12 protein-coding genes are annotated in these 14,470 nt (G+C 64.4%); 4 read left to right on the top strand and 8 right to left on the bottom strand.

The features are described from left to right. Positions 1–136: 136 nt before the first annotated feature. Positions 137–913 (bottom strand): TatD family hydrolase, encoded by a 777-nt coding sequence (locus tag MJ643_RS21200; protein WP_013970959.1) that lies wholly within the window; start codon positions 911–913, stop codon positions 137–139. Between the two features lie 2 nt (positions 914–915). After that, positions 916–1,911: a catabolite repressor/activator gene (cra, locus tag MJ643_RS21195; protein ID WP_013970960.1), complete on the bottom strand. Its 996-nt coding sequence runs from the start codon at positions 1,909–1,911 to the stop codon at positions 916–918. Positions 1,912–2,195: 284 nt separating this feature from the next. Between cra and ptsP the strand changes: the two genes are divergently transcribed. From ptsP to MJ643_RS21180, 3 genes are read left to right on the top strand one after another with little or no spacing between them, the layout of a single operon-like run. Beyond that, positions 2,196–5,048 (top strand): phosphoenolpyruvate--protein phosphotransferase, encoded by a 2,853-nt coding sequence (gene ptsP, locus MJ643_RS21190; RefSeq protein ID WP_024086282.1) that lies wholly within the window; start codon positions 2,196–2,198, stop codon positions 5,046–5,048. Then, positions 5,049–5,996: a 1-phosphofructokinase gene (pfkB, locus tag MJ643_RS21185; RefSeq protein ID WP_024086283.1), complete on the top strand. Its 948-nt coding sequence runs from the start codon at positions 5,049–5,051 to the stop codon at positions 5,994–5,996. Next, positions 5,993–7,732, top strand: coding sequence for a PTS fructose-like transporter subunit IIB (locus MJ643_RS21180; RefSeq protein WP_013970963.1), 1,740 nt, complete (start codon positions 5,993–5,995; stop codon positions 7,730–7,732). Before pfkB ends, MJ643_RS21180 begins: the two co-directional genes overlap by 4 nt. A gap of 121 nt (positions 7,733–7,853) precedes the next feature. Here the strand turns inward: MJ643_RS21180 and MJ643_RS21175 are convergent, their stop codons facing one another. Continuing rightward, the gene (locus MJ643_RS21175) at positions 7,854–8,075 is read right to left on the bottom strand and encodes a DUF3820 family protein (RefSeq protein WP_024086284.1); all 222 of its coding nucleotides are present in this window, start codon (positions 8,073–8,075) and stop codon (positions 7,854–7,856) included. A gap of 203 nt (positions 8,076–8,278) precedes the next feature. Here MJ643_RS21175 and MJ643_RS21170 point away from each other — a divergent pair, with 203 nt between their 5' ends. Beyond that, the gene (locus MJ643_RS21170; RefSeq protein ID WP_013970965.1) at positions 8,279–8,755 is read left to right on the top strand and encodes a PA2169 family four-helix-bundle protein; all 477 of its coding nucleotides are present in this window, start codon (positions 8,279–8,281) and stop codon (positions 8,753–8,755) included. Here the strand turns inward: MJ643_RS21170 and MJ643_RS21165 are convergent. The 5 genes from MJ643_RS21165 to MJ643_RS21145 form a co-directional block, all read right to left on the bottom strand. Beyond that, positions 8,752–10,242 carry a sensor domain-containing diguanylate cyclase gene (locus MJ643_RS21165; RefSeq protein ID WP_208209517.1) on the bottom strand — a complete coding sequence of 497 codons (1,491 nt, stop codon included), beginning with the start codon at positions 10,240–10,242 and terminating at the stop codon, positions 8,752–8,754. The genes MJ643_RS21170 and MJ643_RS21165 overlap by 4 nt on opposite strands. Before the next feature lie 223 nt (positions 10,243–10,465). Next, complete coding sequence (locus tag MJ643_RS21160) at positions 10,466–11,800, bottom strand: OprD family porin (RefSeq protein ID WP_169775001.1); 1,335 nt, start codon at positions 11,798–11,800, stop codon at positions 10,466–10,468. A 205-nt stretch (positions 11,801–12,005) separates the two neighbouring features. Next, on the bottom strand, positions 12,006–12,230 hold the full coding sequence (locus MJ643_RS21155; RefSeq protein WP_208209516.1) for a hypothetical protein: 225 nt from the start codon (positions 12,228–12,230) through the stop codon (positions 12,006–12,008). Between the two features lie 201 nt (positions 12,231–12,431). Further along, positions 12,432–13,820 (bottom strand): heavy metal sensor histidine kinase, encoded by a 1,389-nt coding sequence (locus MJ643_RS21150; protein ID WP_169775000.1) that lies wholly within the window; start codon positions 13,818–13,820, stop codon positions 12,432–12,434. Then, positions 13,795–14,469: a heavy metal response regulator transcription factor gene (locus MJ643_RS21145; protein ID WP_169774999.1), complete on the bottom strand. Its 675-nt coding sequence runs from the start codon at positions 14,467–14,469 to the stop codon at positions 13,795–13,797. Before MJ643_RS21145 ends, MJ643_RS21150 begins: the two co-directional genes overlap by 26 nt. Between the last annotated feature and the right edge of the window lies 1 nt (position 14,470).

The raw sequence follows: 14,470 nt of genomic DNA, 5'->3' as shown, positions 1-14,470 counted from the left end.
GTCACTAAAGGCGCGAAACTGGCTTGCTGAAAACCATAGAATCTCCCACAGGTACTGCGCCGGTCTCAAGATTTGCGCGGTCCCTGTGGGAGCGGGCAAGCCCGCGAAGAGGCCCACGCAGGTGCCAGCACTTCAGCTACCAGCCAAACAACTCGCAAGCATTGCGGGTGCTGGCTTGAGCCAGTTCCGCGACATCCACCCCCATCACCTGCGCCAGCACCCCGGCAATTTCCGGCAGGTGCTCCGGGCTGTTCCTTACCCCGGGGAACATAACCGGCGCCATGTCCGGCGCATCGGTCTCCAGCACCACGCTGTCCAGCGGCAACCGCGCCAGGGTCTTGCGCAGCCGTAGGGCCTGCGGCCAGGTACCCGCACCGCCAAGCCCAAGCCGGAAGCCCAGCTTGATGTACTCGCGGGCCTCTTCGTAACTGCCGGCAAACGCATGAATCACCCCCGCCCGCGCCGGCTTGTAGCGCTTGAGCGTGGCGATCACCTGGGCATGGCTGCGGCGCACGTGCAGCAGTGCGGGCAGTTCGAAGTCGCAGGCCATCTGTAGTTGCGCTTCGAACAGCTTCTGCTGGCGGGCCTTGTCCAGGTCTTCGAGGTAATAATCCAGGCCAAACTCGCCCACGGCACAAAGCCGTGGGTCGCCGTGCAAGCGCTGCAGCCACTCGCGCAGCTGCGCCAGGTGCTCCGGGCGATGCTGGTCAAGGTAGATCGGGTGCAGGCCGAGCGCGGCGAACAGGCGCTGGTCGGCACAGGCGAGGTCCCACACCCGCTGGAAATTCGCCTGGTACACCCCCAGCACCACCATCCTCTCCACCCCGCGCGACACCGCGTTGGCCAGCAGTTGTTGGCGGTCGGCGTCGAAGTCGGGGAAGTCCAGGTGGGTGTGGGTGTCGATCAGGCGCATGTTCAGGCCGCTGTAATGCGTTGCTTGAACGTTCGACCGACGGCATGCACGCCAGGTTCGTAGCGTTTGTCCTCGATCGCGGCCAGTGCCAGTTCCAGCGCGGTGGCGGCAATCAAGCCATGCTGCTGGGCCATGGCATTGACTGGCAGCGGCAGGAAGTCGAGCAACTGGTTGTCGCCAAAGGTACCCAGCTGCAGCTGGCGTGAGTCGGCAGTGCGCGCCTGCAGGGTGTCGAACACCCCTTGCAGCAGCACGTAGGAGGTTGTCACCAGGGCATCCGGCAGGCCGCCAAGGTCATCGATCAGTTGCTGCATCAGGCGCTGGCCGCACTCTCGGCTGAACGCTTCGCCCTGATAGCGGCGAACCTCGCCGGCATAGCCTTGCAGGGCTTCGTCGAAGCCACCGGCACGTGCCTGACTGACCGACAGCTCGGGGCGGGCGCCGATCAAGGCGATGCTGCGCGGGGCGACGCTCAGCAAGCTGGCGGCCAGCTGGCGGCTGGCGTCGCGGTCGTCACTGATCACCGAGCAGAAGTGCGCAGGGTCCAGGCGGCGGTCGATGGCGATTACCGGCAGGCCTTTGTCCTGCAGCTCGCGGTAGCTGTCGTCTTCTGGCGGCAGGCAGCTGGCGACGAACAGTGCATCGCAACGGCGGGCGCGAAACAGCTGTTGCAACTGGCGCTCGCTGTCGGGCTGGTCGTCGCTGCTGGCAATCAGCAACTGGTAGCCACGGGCGCGGGCACCTTGTTCGAGCTGCTTGGCGATGCGGGCGTAGCTGGGGTTCTCCAGATCCGGGAGAATGAAGCCCAGAGTGCGGGTATGCCGGCTGCGCAGGCCAGCGGCCTGCGGGTTGGGGGTGAAGCCGTGGGCCTCGACCACCGCGCGTACCCGCTCGACAGTGCTGTTGCTGATGCGCTGCTGTTCGGCCTTGCCATTGATGACGTAGCTGGCAGTGGTCACGGACACACCGGCCAGACGGGCGATATCGCTGAGTTTCACCGAATTTTCCTTGTTATTACCGGGGCTGGCTGTGAGCCCTGACCGGGTAGTTTGACCCGGCGAGGGCGCCACGCGCAGACGACCATTGTCGCAATTGTCCGACAGGATGGGGCTTTTTCATCGGCAGATTATCGAGTAACGTGGCCGCCTGGTCAGATTAATCGTTTCAGCTGCCGAATTTTCTGCCTCGGCTGCCATCGGTGCAAGGCTGTTGAACTGGCCGTTCATGTGAATTCCACAACAATACTCCAGTACCCGACCGGGAACTGCAAAAGGAGAAGGTCATGCTCGAGCTCGCCAAGGAGCAGATAGCCATGGGCCAGAAGGCCGCCGACAAGGCCGAGGCATTGCGCCTGCTGGCCGACCGGCTGGTCGATGACGGCCTGGTCGCCGAGGGATACCTGCAAGGGCTGCAGGCCCGAGAGGCACAAGGCTCTACCTTCCTTGGGCAGGGCATTGCCATCCCCCATGGCACGCCGCAGACCCGTGACCTGGTGTACGCCACCGGCGTGCGCCTGTTGCAGTTTCCCGAGGGCGTGGACTGGGGCGATGGCCAGATGGTCTATCTGGCTATCGGCATCGCCGCCCGTTCCGATGAGCACCTGCGCCTGTTGCAACTGCTGACCCGCGCCCTGGGCGAGACCGACCTGGCCGAAGCTCTGCGCCGCGCCGGTTCCGCGGAGGCGTTGCTGAAGCTGTTGCAGGGCGCGCCTCAGGAACTGGCGCTGGATGCGCAGTTGGTCGGCCTGAACCTGCCGGCCGAAGACTTCGATGAGCTGGCCTGGCGCGGCGCCCGTCTGTTACAGCGTGCCGACTGCGTCGATAGCGGTTTTGCCGCCGTCCTGCAGCAGGCCGAACCGCTGCCGCTGGGCGAGGGCCTGTGGTGGCTGCACAGCGAGCGCCAGGTGCGCCAGCCGGGGCTGGCCTTCATCACCCCGCAGCAGCCGCTGCGTTACCGCGACCAACCGCTCAACGGCCTGTTCTGCCTGGCCAGCCTCGGTGCAGCCCACCAGGCCTTGCTCGAACGCCTGTGCGAAGTGCTGATCGAAGGCCGCGGCCAGATGCTCTACCAGGCTACCAGCAGCCGCGCGGTGCTGGAGGTACTAGGCGGTGAGGCGCCGACAGACTGGCCCAGTGCGCGCGTGGTGCTGGCCAACCCGCACGGTTTGCATGCCCGCCCGGCAAAGGTATTGGCGCAACTGGCCAAAGGTTTCGAGGGGGAAATCCGTGTGCGGCTGGCGGATAGCGCGCAGCCGGCGGTGTCCGTAAAGAGCCTGAGCAAGCTGCTCAGTCTCGGCGCCCGACGTGGCCAGACACTGGAGCTGGTGGCTGAGCCCGGCATCGCCCCCGATGCCTTGCCTGTGCTGCTGGCCGCCATCGAACAAGGCCTGGGTGAAGAGGTGGAGCCACTGCCGCAGAGTGCTGAGGTTGTAGCTGGCGCAGCGGCCGAAGTGCTGCAAGCGCCCGCAGCCGGTAGCCGTATCCACGGCGTGGGTGCTGCGCCCGGCATTGCCAGTGGCCCGGCCCATGTGTGTGTCGAGCGTGAGTTCGACTACCCCCTGCGCGGTGAGTCCTGCGCCCAGGAGCGGCAGAAGCTGCGTGAAGCTGTGGCGGCCGTGAATGGCGAGCTGCAGGCTTTGGTCCAGCGCAGCGACAAGGCCATTGGCGAAATCTTCGTCACCCATCAGGAAATGCTCGCAGACCCGGCCCTGAGCGATGATGTCGAGCAGCGCCTGGGCCAGGGCGAAAGCGCCGCGGCAGCATGGATGGCAGTGATCGAGGCGGCGGCGCGTCAACAGGAGTCGCTGCACGATGCCTTGCTCGCCGAACGTGCTGCCGACCTGCGTGACATCGGCCGCCGCGTGCTGGCGCAGTTGTGTGGCGTGCAGGCCCAGGCTGAACCCGAGCAACCCTACGTGCTGGTAATGACCGAAGTCGGCCCGTCCGATGTCGCCCGGCTGGACCCGAGCCGCGTCGCCGGTATCGTCACCGCCCAGGGTGGCGCCACCGCCCACAGTGCCATCGTCGCCCGTGCCTTGGGCATTCCGGCGGTGGTGGGCGCGGGGGCGTCGATACTGCTGTTGGACAGCGGCACGCCGTTGCTGCTCGATGGCCAGCGTGGCGTGGTCAGCGTGGCGCCGCCGGCGGATGAACTGCAAAAGGCCCTGGCCGAGCGCGACCTGCGCGAGCAACGCTTGCAGGCCGCCTGGGCCAACCGCTTCGAGCCGGCGGTCACTCGCGATGGTCACGCTGTCGAGGTGTTTGCCAACATCGGCGAGAGCAACGGCATCGCCAAGGTAGTGGAGCAGGGCGCCGAAGGCGTTGGCCTGCTGCGCACCGAGTTGATTTTCATGGCCCACACCCAGGCCCCGGACGTGGCGACCCAGGAAGCCGAGTACCGTCGTGTGCTCGATGGCCTCGACGGGCGCCCGCTGGTGGTGCGCACCCTCGATGTCGGTGGCGACAAGCCGCTGCCGTACTGGCCGATCGCTGCCGAGGAAAACCCGTTCCTCGGTGTGCGCGGCGTACGCCTTACCCTGCAGCGCCCGCAGGTGATGGAAGACCAGTTGCGCGCCCTGCTGCGCGCTGCCGACCAGCGCCCGCTGCGCATCATGTTCCCGATGGTCGGGCAGGTGCATGAATGGCGCGAGGCGCGCGCCATGGTCGAGCGCCTGCGCGCCGAGATCCCGGTAGCCGACCTGCAACTGGGTATCATGGTCGAAGTGCCCTCGGCAGCGCTGTTGGCACCACAACTGGCGCGCGAAGTGGACTTTTTCAGCATCGGCACCAACGACCTGACCCAGTACACCTTGGCCATCGACCGTGGTCACCCCAGCCTCTCGGCCCAGGCCGACGGCCTGCACCCGGCGGTGCTCAGCCTGATCGACATGACCGTGCGCGCCGCCCATGCCCATGGCAAGTGGGTGGGCGTGTGCGGCGAGCTGGCGGCCGACCCGCAGGCTGTGCCCGTGCTGCTGGGCCTGGACGTGGACGAACTCAGCGTCGCCGCGCGCAGCATTGCCGAAGTCAAGGCCCTGGTTCGCCAGGCCGATCACCAGACGGCCCGCGCCCTGGCGCGCGAGGCCCTGCAACAGGACAGCGCCGCAGCGGTTCGCGCGCTGGTGGAGCGTTACTGAATGGCCAAGATCCTCACCCTCACCCTGAACCCTGCGCTGGATATCACCATCGGCCTGGGTACCCTGCGCCCAGGGCAGGTCAATCGCAGCCAGGAGCAGCACAGCCACGCCGCAGGCAAGGGGCTGAACGTTGCCCAGGTACTGGCCGACCTGGGCCACACCGTCACTGTTGGCGGCTTCCTCGGGCGTGACAACCTGCAGCCTTTCGAGGCGCTGATCGACTGGCGCGGCTTCGTCGACTGCTTTGTCCGCGTGCCGGGCGAAACCCGCAGTAATATCAAGCTGGTCGAAGCCGATGGCCGTGTCACCGACATCAACGGCCAAGGCCCGGAAGTCGACGAAGCGGCGCGCAGTGCATTGCTGCGCTGCCTGGCGCAGGTTGCCCCGGGCCACGATGCGGTGGTGGTGGCTGGTAGCCTGCCGCGTGGGATCAGCGCCGACTGGTTCCGACAGTTGCTCGAACAGCTCAAGACGCAAGGCCTGAAGGTGGCTCTGGACAGCAGCGGTGAAGCCCTGCGTGCCGGCCTGCAGAGCTCGCCCTGGCTGGTCAAGCCCAATACCGAAGAGTTGGGCGAGGTGCTCGGCCTGGCTGTGGATAACCCGGCGCAGCAGCGCGCTGCTGCCGAGCGCCTGCTGGCCAGTGGCGTCGAACACGTGGTGGTGTCGGCGGGAGAGCAGGGCGTCAGCTGGTTCACCCGCGGCCATGCCGTACATGCTTGCCCGCCCAAGGTGCAGGTTGCCAGCACAGTGGGTGCAGGTGATTCGCTGGTGGCCGGCATGGTCCACGGCCTGCTGCAGGGCGAAGCCCCGGCGCAGACCTTGACCCGTGCCACCGCCATCGCTGCACAGGCTGTTACCCAGGTTGGTTTCGGCATCCGTGACCGCGAGCAACTGGCGCGTCTGGAAGCTGCCGTGCAACTGACAGAACAAAAAGAGGGTTGCCGATGAATATTGCCATTGTCACTGCCTGCCCCAACGGCCAGGTGTCGAGCGTGCTGAGCGCGCGCTTGCTGTCCGCCGCAGCCCAGCGGCGGGGCTGGAGTACCAGCGTCGAAGTGCAGGATGCCGGCCACCCCGAGCGGCAACTGAGCGCCACGCAGATCGCCGAGGCCGACTGGGTGCTGGTGGTCAGCACCGGCCCGGTGGACCTGGAGCGTTTCGTCGGCAAGCGCGTGTACCAGAGCACGCCATCCCAGGCTTTGGCCGACCGCGAAGGCTTCCTCGATGAGGCGGCTTCCAGCGCCCATCTGCTGGCCACGGTGCCAGGCCTTCCGGCTGAAACTGGCAGCGCTGGCGCACGCATCGTCGCCGTCACGGCTTGCCCGACTGGCGTCGCGCATACATTCATGGCCGCGGAAGCCTTGCAGCAGGCTGCGCAGCAACTGGGCTACGAGCTCACCGTCGAGACCCAGGGCTCGGTCGGTGCGCGCAACCCCTTGTCTGCCGAAGCCATCGCTGCAGCGGATGTAGTGCTGCTGGCCGCCGACATCGAAGTGCCCACCGCGCGTTTCGCTGGCAAGCGCATTTACCGTTGCGGCACCGGTATCGCCCTCAAGCAAGCCCGCGCGACCCTCGACAAGGCCCTGGCTGATGCCAAGGTGGAAAACAGCGGCGATGCCGCAGCGGCGAGCACGCCAGCCAAGGGCGAGAAGAGCGGGGTATACAAGCACCTGCTCACCGGCGTGTCGTTCATGCTGCCGATGGTGGTGGCTGGCGGCCTGCTGATTGCCCTGTCGTTCGTATTCGGTATCGAGGCTTACAAAGAAGCGGGCACCTTGCCGGCGGCGTTGATGCAGATCGGCGGCGAGGCTGCGTTCAAGTTGATGGTGCCGCTGCTGGCGGGTTACATCGCCTGGTCCATCGCCGACCGCCCGGGGCTGGCGCCCGGCATGATCGGCGGCCTGCTGGCCAGCACTCTGGGCGCCGGTTTCATCGGGGGTATCGTCGCCGGCTTCCTCGCTGGCTACAGCGCCAAGGCCATTGCCCGCTGGGCGCGCTTGCCCAGCAGCCTGGAGGCACTGAAGCCGATCCTGATCATCCCGCTGCTGGCCAGCCTGTTCACCGGCCTGGTGATGATCTACGTGGTTGGCCAGCCAGTGGCGGCGATGCTGGAAGGGCTCACGCAATTTCTCGACAGCATGGGCACCACCAATGCCATCCTGTTGGGTCTGTTGCTGGGCGGCATGATGTGCGTCGACCTGGGAGGGCCGATCAACAAGGCCGCCTATGCCTTCTCGGTGGGGCTGTTGGCTTCATCGAGCTATGCACCGATGGCGGCGACCATGGCCGCCGGCATGGTGCCGCCGATTGGCCTGGGTATCGCCAGCTTCCTGGCCCGACGCAAGTTTGCCCAGAGCGAGCGTGAAGCGGGCAAGGCGGCGTTGGCGCTGGGGCTGTGCTTCATCTCCGAAGGGGCGATCCCGTTTGCCGCCAAGGACCCGCTGCGGGTAATCCCGGCCAGCGTGGCCGGTGGGGCATTGACCGGGGCATTGTCGATGTACTTCGGCTGCAAGCTGATGGCGCCGCATGGCGGCCTGTTCGTGCTGCTGATCCCCAATGCGATCAACCATGCGCTGCTGTACTTGTTGGCGATCGTGGCGGGCAGCCTGCTGACGGCGGTGGTGTATGCGGTGATCAAGAAGAGTGAGCGGGTGGAGTTGGCGGTAGCGCCGGTGAAGGGTTAGAGATTTTAGCGGGCCTTACTGGCCTCTTCGCGGGTGAACCCGCTCCCACAGGACTGCACAGGCATCAGGTCCGGCGCGGTCTCTGTGGGAGCGGGTTCACCCGCGAAGAGGCCGGAACAGGTCAACGCCCGTGCTTCTGCCGCAACGGCACAAGCAGATCGCCCAGCCCGTTGTGATCGATCTCGTGCATCAGCGCCAGCAAGCCACCCAATTCCCCCGACGGGAAACCCTTGCGCGCAAACCAGGCCAGGTAATCCCCTGGCAGGTCGGCAATGATTCGTCCCTGGTACTTGCCAAACGGCATGGTGCGGGTGACCAGCAGTTCGAGGGTTTCCGGCTTCATCATCGGCGCACCTGGCTGTTGAAAAGCGCCGACCATACTGCAATCTGCACGAAGGCCCAAGCGGCAATCATGCAGAACGCCGTGATCAAACTCAGACCTTGTGTTTCTATCTTATTGATTGTTAAGGAATTTGTAGATAATCCTCGCTTGGCACGAACGCTGCTCCCATACAGATGACTATCACCTGCCAAGGAGTTTGTGCCATGAGCAATCCCAACAAAGACGTGATCGACGTGCTCAACGACCTGATCGAGTACAGCAAGGATGGTGAGAAAGGTTTCAAGGCCTCTGCCGATGATGTGAAGAACCCCGAACTTAAAGCGTTCTTCGTTCAGCGTGCCGGTGAGTGCGCCAATGCGGCCGGCGAACTGCAGAGCGAGGTGCGTCGCCTGGGGGGCGACCCGGAAACCTCTACCAGCATCAGCGGTGACCTGCATCGGGGTTGGGTAAACCTCAAGGCGATGGTCACCGGCAAGGATGAGGAAGCGGTGCTGAACGAGGTGGAGCGGGGCGAGGACCATGCCCTCAAGGCCTACAAGGAAGCTCGCGAGAAACTGGTCAAGCTGGGCCGCACCGCCAGCGACCAGACCTACACCTTGGTGGAAAAACAGCTGCAAGGTGTGCAGCGTAACCATGATCAGGTCAGGGCCTTGCGCAACGCCGCGCGCGCCCGCAGCTAGTCCGCAGGTCCCTCTACCCGGTTGCGGCCCTTGGCCTTGGCTCGGTAGAGCGCTTCGTCCGCAGCACCCAGCACCCCCGCCAGGTCGTGCTGGGTGCCTGACAGGCCGATGCCGATGCTCACCGTGACAGAGTGGGCATCGTCGGCAAATGGTGCCAGCGCCTCGACGCTGGCGCGGATGCGCTCCGCCAGCAGTTGCGCACCGGCCAGGTCAGTTTCCGGCAACACCACCTGGAATTCTTCACCGCCATAGCGCGCCGCCAGATCGGCCGGGCGGCGGATGCACGCCTCGATGGTCCTGGCCACTTCGCGCAAGGCATGGTCGCCACCGGCGTGGCCGTGGCGCTGGTTGAATGCCTTGAAGTGGTCCACATCCACCATCAGCACTGCCAATGACTTGCGATTGCGCTGGGCGCGGGCCCATTCCTGACGGAGTACCTGGTCCAGGTGGCGGCGGTTGGGCAAGCCGGTCAGGCTGTCGGTGGCGGCCAGGTTGGCCAGACCCTGTTCGGCTTCTTGCCGGCGGCGCAACTCGCGGCCCAGCAGCAGGGTCAGCCAGAGGATACCCACACACAGTACCCCTGTGGCGACGCCGACCACGATCGCAGTGCGGCGCCACGACTCGAAAACTTCATCGGCCGAACGCACGACCAGCACGATCAACGGCAACTGAGCGACCCGGGCAAAGGTGTACATGCGCGGGGTGCCGTTGCGGCTGGAGCGTGCGGTAAAGCTGCCGTTCTGCTCGCTGAGAATGCGTTTGAAATTGGGCCGTTCGGCATAATTGCTGCCAATCGCCGGGTCTTGCGCGCGGCTGGGCTGGCGGGCCAACAGTTGGCCGTCTGTGTTGAGCAGGTTGATGCTGCTATCGTCGCCGATGTCCAGGCGCTGAAACAGGTCACTGAAGTACGACAGGCGCAGTGCCCCCGCGGCCAGGCCGACGAACTCGCCATTGGGCCCGGAAATGCGCCGGCTGAAACTGATGCACCAGTCCAGGTCGCCGAGCCTGGCCTTGAACGGCGGGCCGACCAGCAGACCGAGGTTGGCGTTGTGCAGATGGGCCTGGAATACCCCTGTACCGCTGAAGTTGGCCTTGCGTGGCACGCTACTGGTGGAATCGCCCACCACGTTGCCTTGCTTGTCCAGCCATAGCACGTCACCGCGCTTGCGGTCGACGAAGGCTTCATTGAATAGCAGGCGTTGGCGCACCGGGCCGGGTATTTCCGGCAGCTCCTTGCGCCCGACCGCCCAGATCAGGCCCTGCAGCGACTGGTCGTAGAGTTCGACGTTGCGCAGGATGTCGCTTTCGATCAGCTGGACAATATTGTTGGACGAGCGGATCGCCGACAGCTCGATATTGTCGCGCTCCCGCGCCAGCAGGTAGCTGACGATGGCCACGATGGCGAGCACGGCAAGGCAACTGCCCAGGTTGAGGAGCAGCTCGGGGTGTGACCTGTAGAGTGCGAAACGCGGTGATCGGGAGGTCATGCTCGCTACTGCGTGGGCAGGGCCATTCGCGGCGGCGACATTCTAGGGAAGCGGGGATTGTCGGACAAGATTTGTCCGACGGAATCACGCAGGGGCTGCTGCGCAGCCCATCGCCGGCAAGCCAGTTCCCACAAGTACCGCACAAGGCTTGAGGTCAATGCGGTCAAGGTGGGAGCTGGCTTGCCGGCGAAACGAGGGCGAAGCCCTCGCACCCGGGGCTGGATCAGAACACGTTCAACGGGTAATCCACGATCACCCGCAGTTCATCGTTGTCGCTGTTGCTGTCGATCGACGCATAACCCTGGCTGCCGCGGTGGGTGGCATAGCGCACCAGCACCGACAGGTCCTTCAGGTCACCCTCCTGGAACACGTACTTCACGTCCACGTCGCGCTCCCAGTGCATGGCGTTCTTGCCATCGGCACGGTAGTAGTCGTAGTGGGTGGTGTCCTGGACCGCCTTGGTCAGGTCGGCTTCACCGCGCGAGTACGACAGCACCGTACTCAGGCCTGGGATGCCCACACCAGCGAAGTCATAGTTGTACTGCAGCTTCCACGAGCGCTCGTTCGGTGCGTTGAAGTCCGAGTACATGCGCGAGTTGTCCAAATAGACGCTGTCGCCCAGGTTGATGTAGTCGAACGGCGTGTTGCCATTGACCCGCTGGTAGGCGGCGGTGACGCTGTGGAACCCGGCGTTGACGGTGAAATGCACGCTGTAGGTGTTGTTGTCGATCTTGCCCAGCAGTGCCTGGCCGGTGTCCTGAGTGTGATAGAAGTGCACGCCCGGGTTCAGGCTGACCAGGTCGTTGACCACATAGGTGTAGTCGAAATCGGCGTAGTACTGGTTCCAGATGTCCTTCAGTTCGGCCGCATACAGGTTGGCAGTGATGTTCGGGGTGCCACTCCACGACGCGCCGGCCCAGTTCAGGTGCTTGCTTTTGTCATGCTCGCCCAACGAACCGTAGTAGGTGTCGATGCGGCGGTGGCCGCTCTGGTTGTACGGCTTGGTGAAGCTCACCTGGCCGCCTTCGAGCAGCAGGCCGTCGATGCTGGTGTTGGTCAGGCTCACACCACGGAAGGTCTGCGGCAGCATGCGGGTTTCGCCGCCAGCGATCACCGGGTTGGTGAGGAACAGGTCACCGGCTTTCAGCTCGGTGTCGAACGCCTTGAGCTTGACTGCGGCACCGGCGGTGGAGAAGGAGTGCGGGGCAGCACCCAGTTCGTCTTCGTTCTTCTGGTGGGTCGGCAGGATGCTGGTGCCAGCATGGCCGCCGCCCCCGTCGAGCTTCAGGCCCAGCATGGCATGGGCGTCCAGGCCAAAGCCGACCATACCCGGGGTATAGCCCGACTCGAAACGTGCAACCGCACCTTGGCCCCACTCGCGGGTGTCGCGCACGCCGGCGTTGTGGTTGTCGCGGTTGAAGTAGGCATTACGGAAATGCAGGTTTAAGGACGAGCCTTCGATGAAGCCATCAGCCTTGTCTTCATCTGCCTGGGCGGCGAAAGGGATCGTTGCAGTCAACGCAATGAACAGCGGGGTAAAACGAAACGCGGAAGGCACCGGTACTAGCTCCTTGGGTCTGGCGGTGGGGCAGTTTTTATTTTCGAATGTGCGTCTTTTTTATAGGTGAACGTTACAGCTTGGCTGATAGTTGAAGCACATAAAAAAAGCCGCTGATCGGCAGCGGCTTTAAAAGGCTAACATATCGGCACTGGTAGTGCCCATGGCGTAGCCAAGGGAAAACGGGAGCAGCGACAGCACTTGATCAGCTGTCGGCATTGGCATCGACAGAAACCTTGGAAGCTGTCTGGTTAGCGTCTTTTGCGGTGTCTAACTGCTGTGCGGCTACGGCTTCGCGGGCCTCTTGGTGGACTGCGGCGAACTCAGCATTACGGGTGACGAAAGCCTTGGATTCTTCAGCCATGGCCAGGGGCGACAACAACAGGGAAGACAGGACGAAGACGCTGGCAATACCCATACTGTTGGACATTTGAAACTACCTTCTTGCGATGCAAGTGCTAATGAGGACGGGGGTAAAGTTAGTCCTTTCAATGCACTTGAAACAGAGCGAAGAGCGATAAGCACTGTTGCGCAAAAGGTAACTATCGCAGTAAAAGCAATTGGACTTTCGCCGCAAACCCGTATGCTAGAGGGCCTACGCGGTCTTTACTTTTGTAGGAGTGGCCTCCTGTCAGGCATGGGTGGGCAGCCTGATACCAAAGGTATTGGCCCCAGCGGCACTACGCACGAACACCTCCCCACCATGCATCAGCGCAATCGCCTTGACGATCGCCAACCCCAACCCATGGTTACCCCCACCACTATTGCTACGTGCCGCATCCACCCGGTAGAAGCGTTCGAACAACAACGGCAGGTGCTCATCGTCGATCGCCGGCCCCGGGTTGCTCACGGCGATACTGACCTGCTCCGGCCCGGCAGCGATCTGCACCTCGATCACCTGGTGCGGTGCGGTGTGCTGCACGGCGTTGTTCAGCAGGTTGATCAGCGCCCGGCGCAGTTGGGCCTTTTCGATGGGCGCCTGGGCGTCACCGCTCACACTCACGCTGACTTGTGCATCTTCGAGAATGTAGTCCAGGTAGTCGAGGGTGGTCGCCACTTCCTGGGCCAGCGAGGCCTGGGTCAGGGCAGTGGCCTTGCTGCCCTGGTCGGCACTGGCCAGGAACAGCATGTCGTTGATGATGCTGCGCAGGCGCTCCAGCTCCTCAAGGTTCGATTGCAGCACTTCGAAGTAATGCTCGGCACTGCGCCCTCGGGTCAGTGCAACCTGGGTCTGGCCGATCAGGTTGGTCAGCGGCGAGCGCAGTTCGTGGGCGACGTCGGCATTGAACGCCTCCAGCCGCGAGTAGGCCTGGCTTACCCGGTCGAGCGCAGCATTGAAGGCGCCGGCGAACTGCGCCAGTTCCGGGGCCAGGGCGTGGGTCTGCAGGCGCCCGTCCAGGCGCGGAGGGGCCAGGGCCTGGGCCTCAACGGACAATGCCAGCAGCGGGCGCAGGCCGATACGCGCCACCCAGTAGCCCAGTAGCGAGGCCAGCAGCACGCCGAGCACCGCCAGCCCGACAATCGCTACCAGCAGGCTGTGCTGCGCCTGCCAGAATGTTTCGGTGTCGATGCCGATCAGAAAGCGCAGCGGCGGCCGCTCGCCCAGGGCCGGCAGTTCGCTGACCAGCACCTTGTAAGGGTAGGGCCGGTCGGGCAGACGCAGGTCACGCATGCCCTGCGCGCCTTCGGCGAAGGCGCGGACCAGCTCGCTGGGGTGGCCGTATTCGTAGGCCTGGTTGCTACTGACCACCCAGAAGCGAATGCGCTTGTCCTCTTCACTGAGCAGGTCGAGCTTGTTGTTGATCTTGACCCAGTGCTCCGGTGTGCCGAAGCGGTTGAGGGTGGACTCGAGCACGCTGAAGCGCGCGTCCAGCTCGGCTTGCGGCAGCAGGTCGAGGCTGCGGTCTACCTGGCGGTACAGCGCCGAACCGATCAGCAGGAACACGCCCAGCGCCACCAGGATGAACAGCGCCGACAGGCGCAGCGCGATGGAATTACCCCGCACGGTTTTCCAGGACATAGCCCATGCCTCGGATGGTGTGCAGCAACTTGTTGTCGAAAGGCCCGTCGAGCTTGGCGCGCAGGCGCTTGATCGCCACTTCGACGACGTTGGCGTCGCTGTCGAAATTGATGTCCCAGACCAGCTCTGCAATCGCTGTCTTTGACAGAATTTCGCCCTGCCGGCGGGCCAGCACGCTGAGCAGCGAGAACTCCTTGGCCGTCAGCTCAAGGCGTTGGCCGGCGCGCGTGGCCTTGCGCGCAATCAGGTCGATCCACAGGTCACCCACCTGCACCTGCAGCGGTTCATGGTTGCTGCTACGGCGTGTCAGGGCTTGCAGGCGGGCGACCAGTTCGAGGAAGGAAAACGGCTTGCCCAAGTAATCGTCGGCGCCCTCGCGCAGGCCATGGATACGGTCTTCGACCCGTTCACGGGCGGTCAGCATGATGACCGGCGTCTGCTTGCGCGCGCGCAGGGCGCGCAGCACGCCATAGCCGTCCATGCCCGGCAGCATCACGTCCAGCACGATCACCGCGTAGTCACCTTCCAGGGCCAGGTGCAGGCCCTCGATGCCGTCCCGCGCCAGGTCCACGGTAAACCCCTGCTCGCTGAGGCCGCGATGCAGGTAGTCGGCGGTTTTTTCTTCGTCTTCGATGATCAGCACACGCATG

The sequence above is a fragment of the Pseudomonas sp. PNPG3 genome, from assembly GCF_023093815.1.
GTDB classification, from domain to species: domain Bacteria; phylum Pseudomonadota; class Gammaproteobacteria; order Pseudomonadales; family Pseudomonadaceae; genus Aquipseudomonas; species Aquipseudomonas asiatica.
Note: the sequence above shows the minus strand (reverse complement) of the source record. Positions and strands in the feature narration are given on the sequence as shown.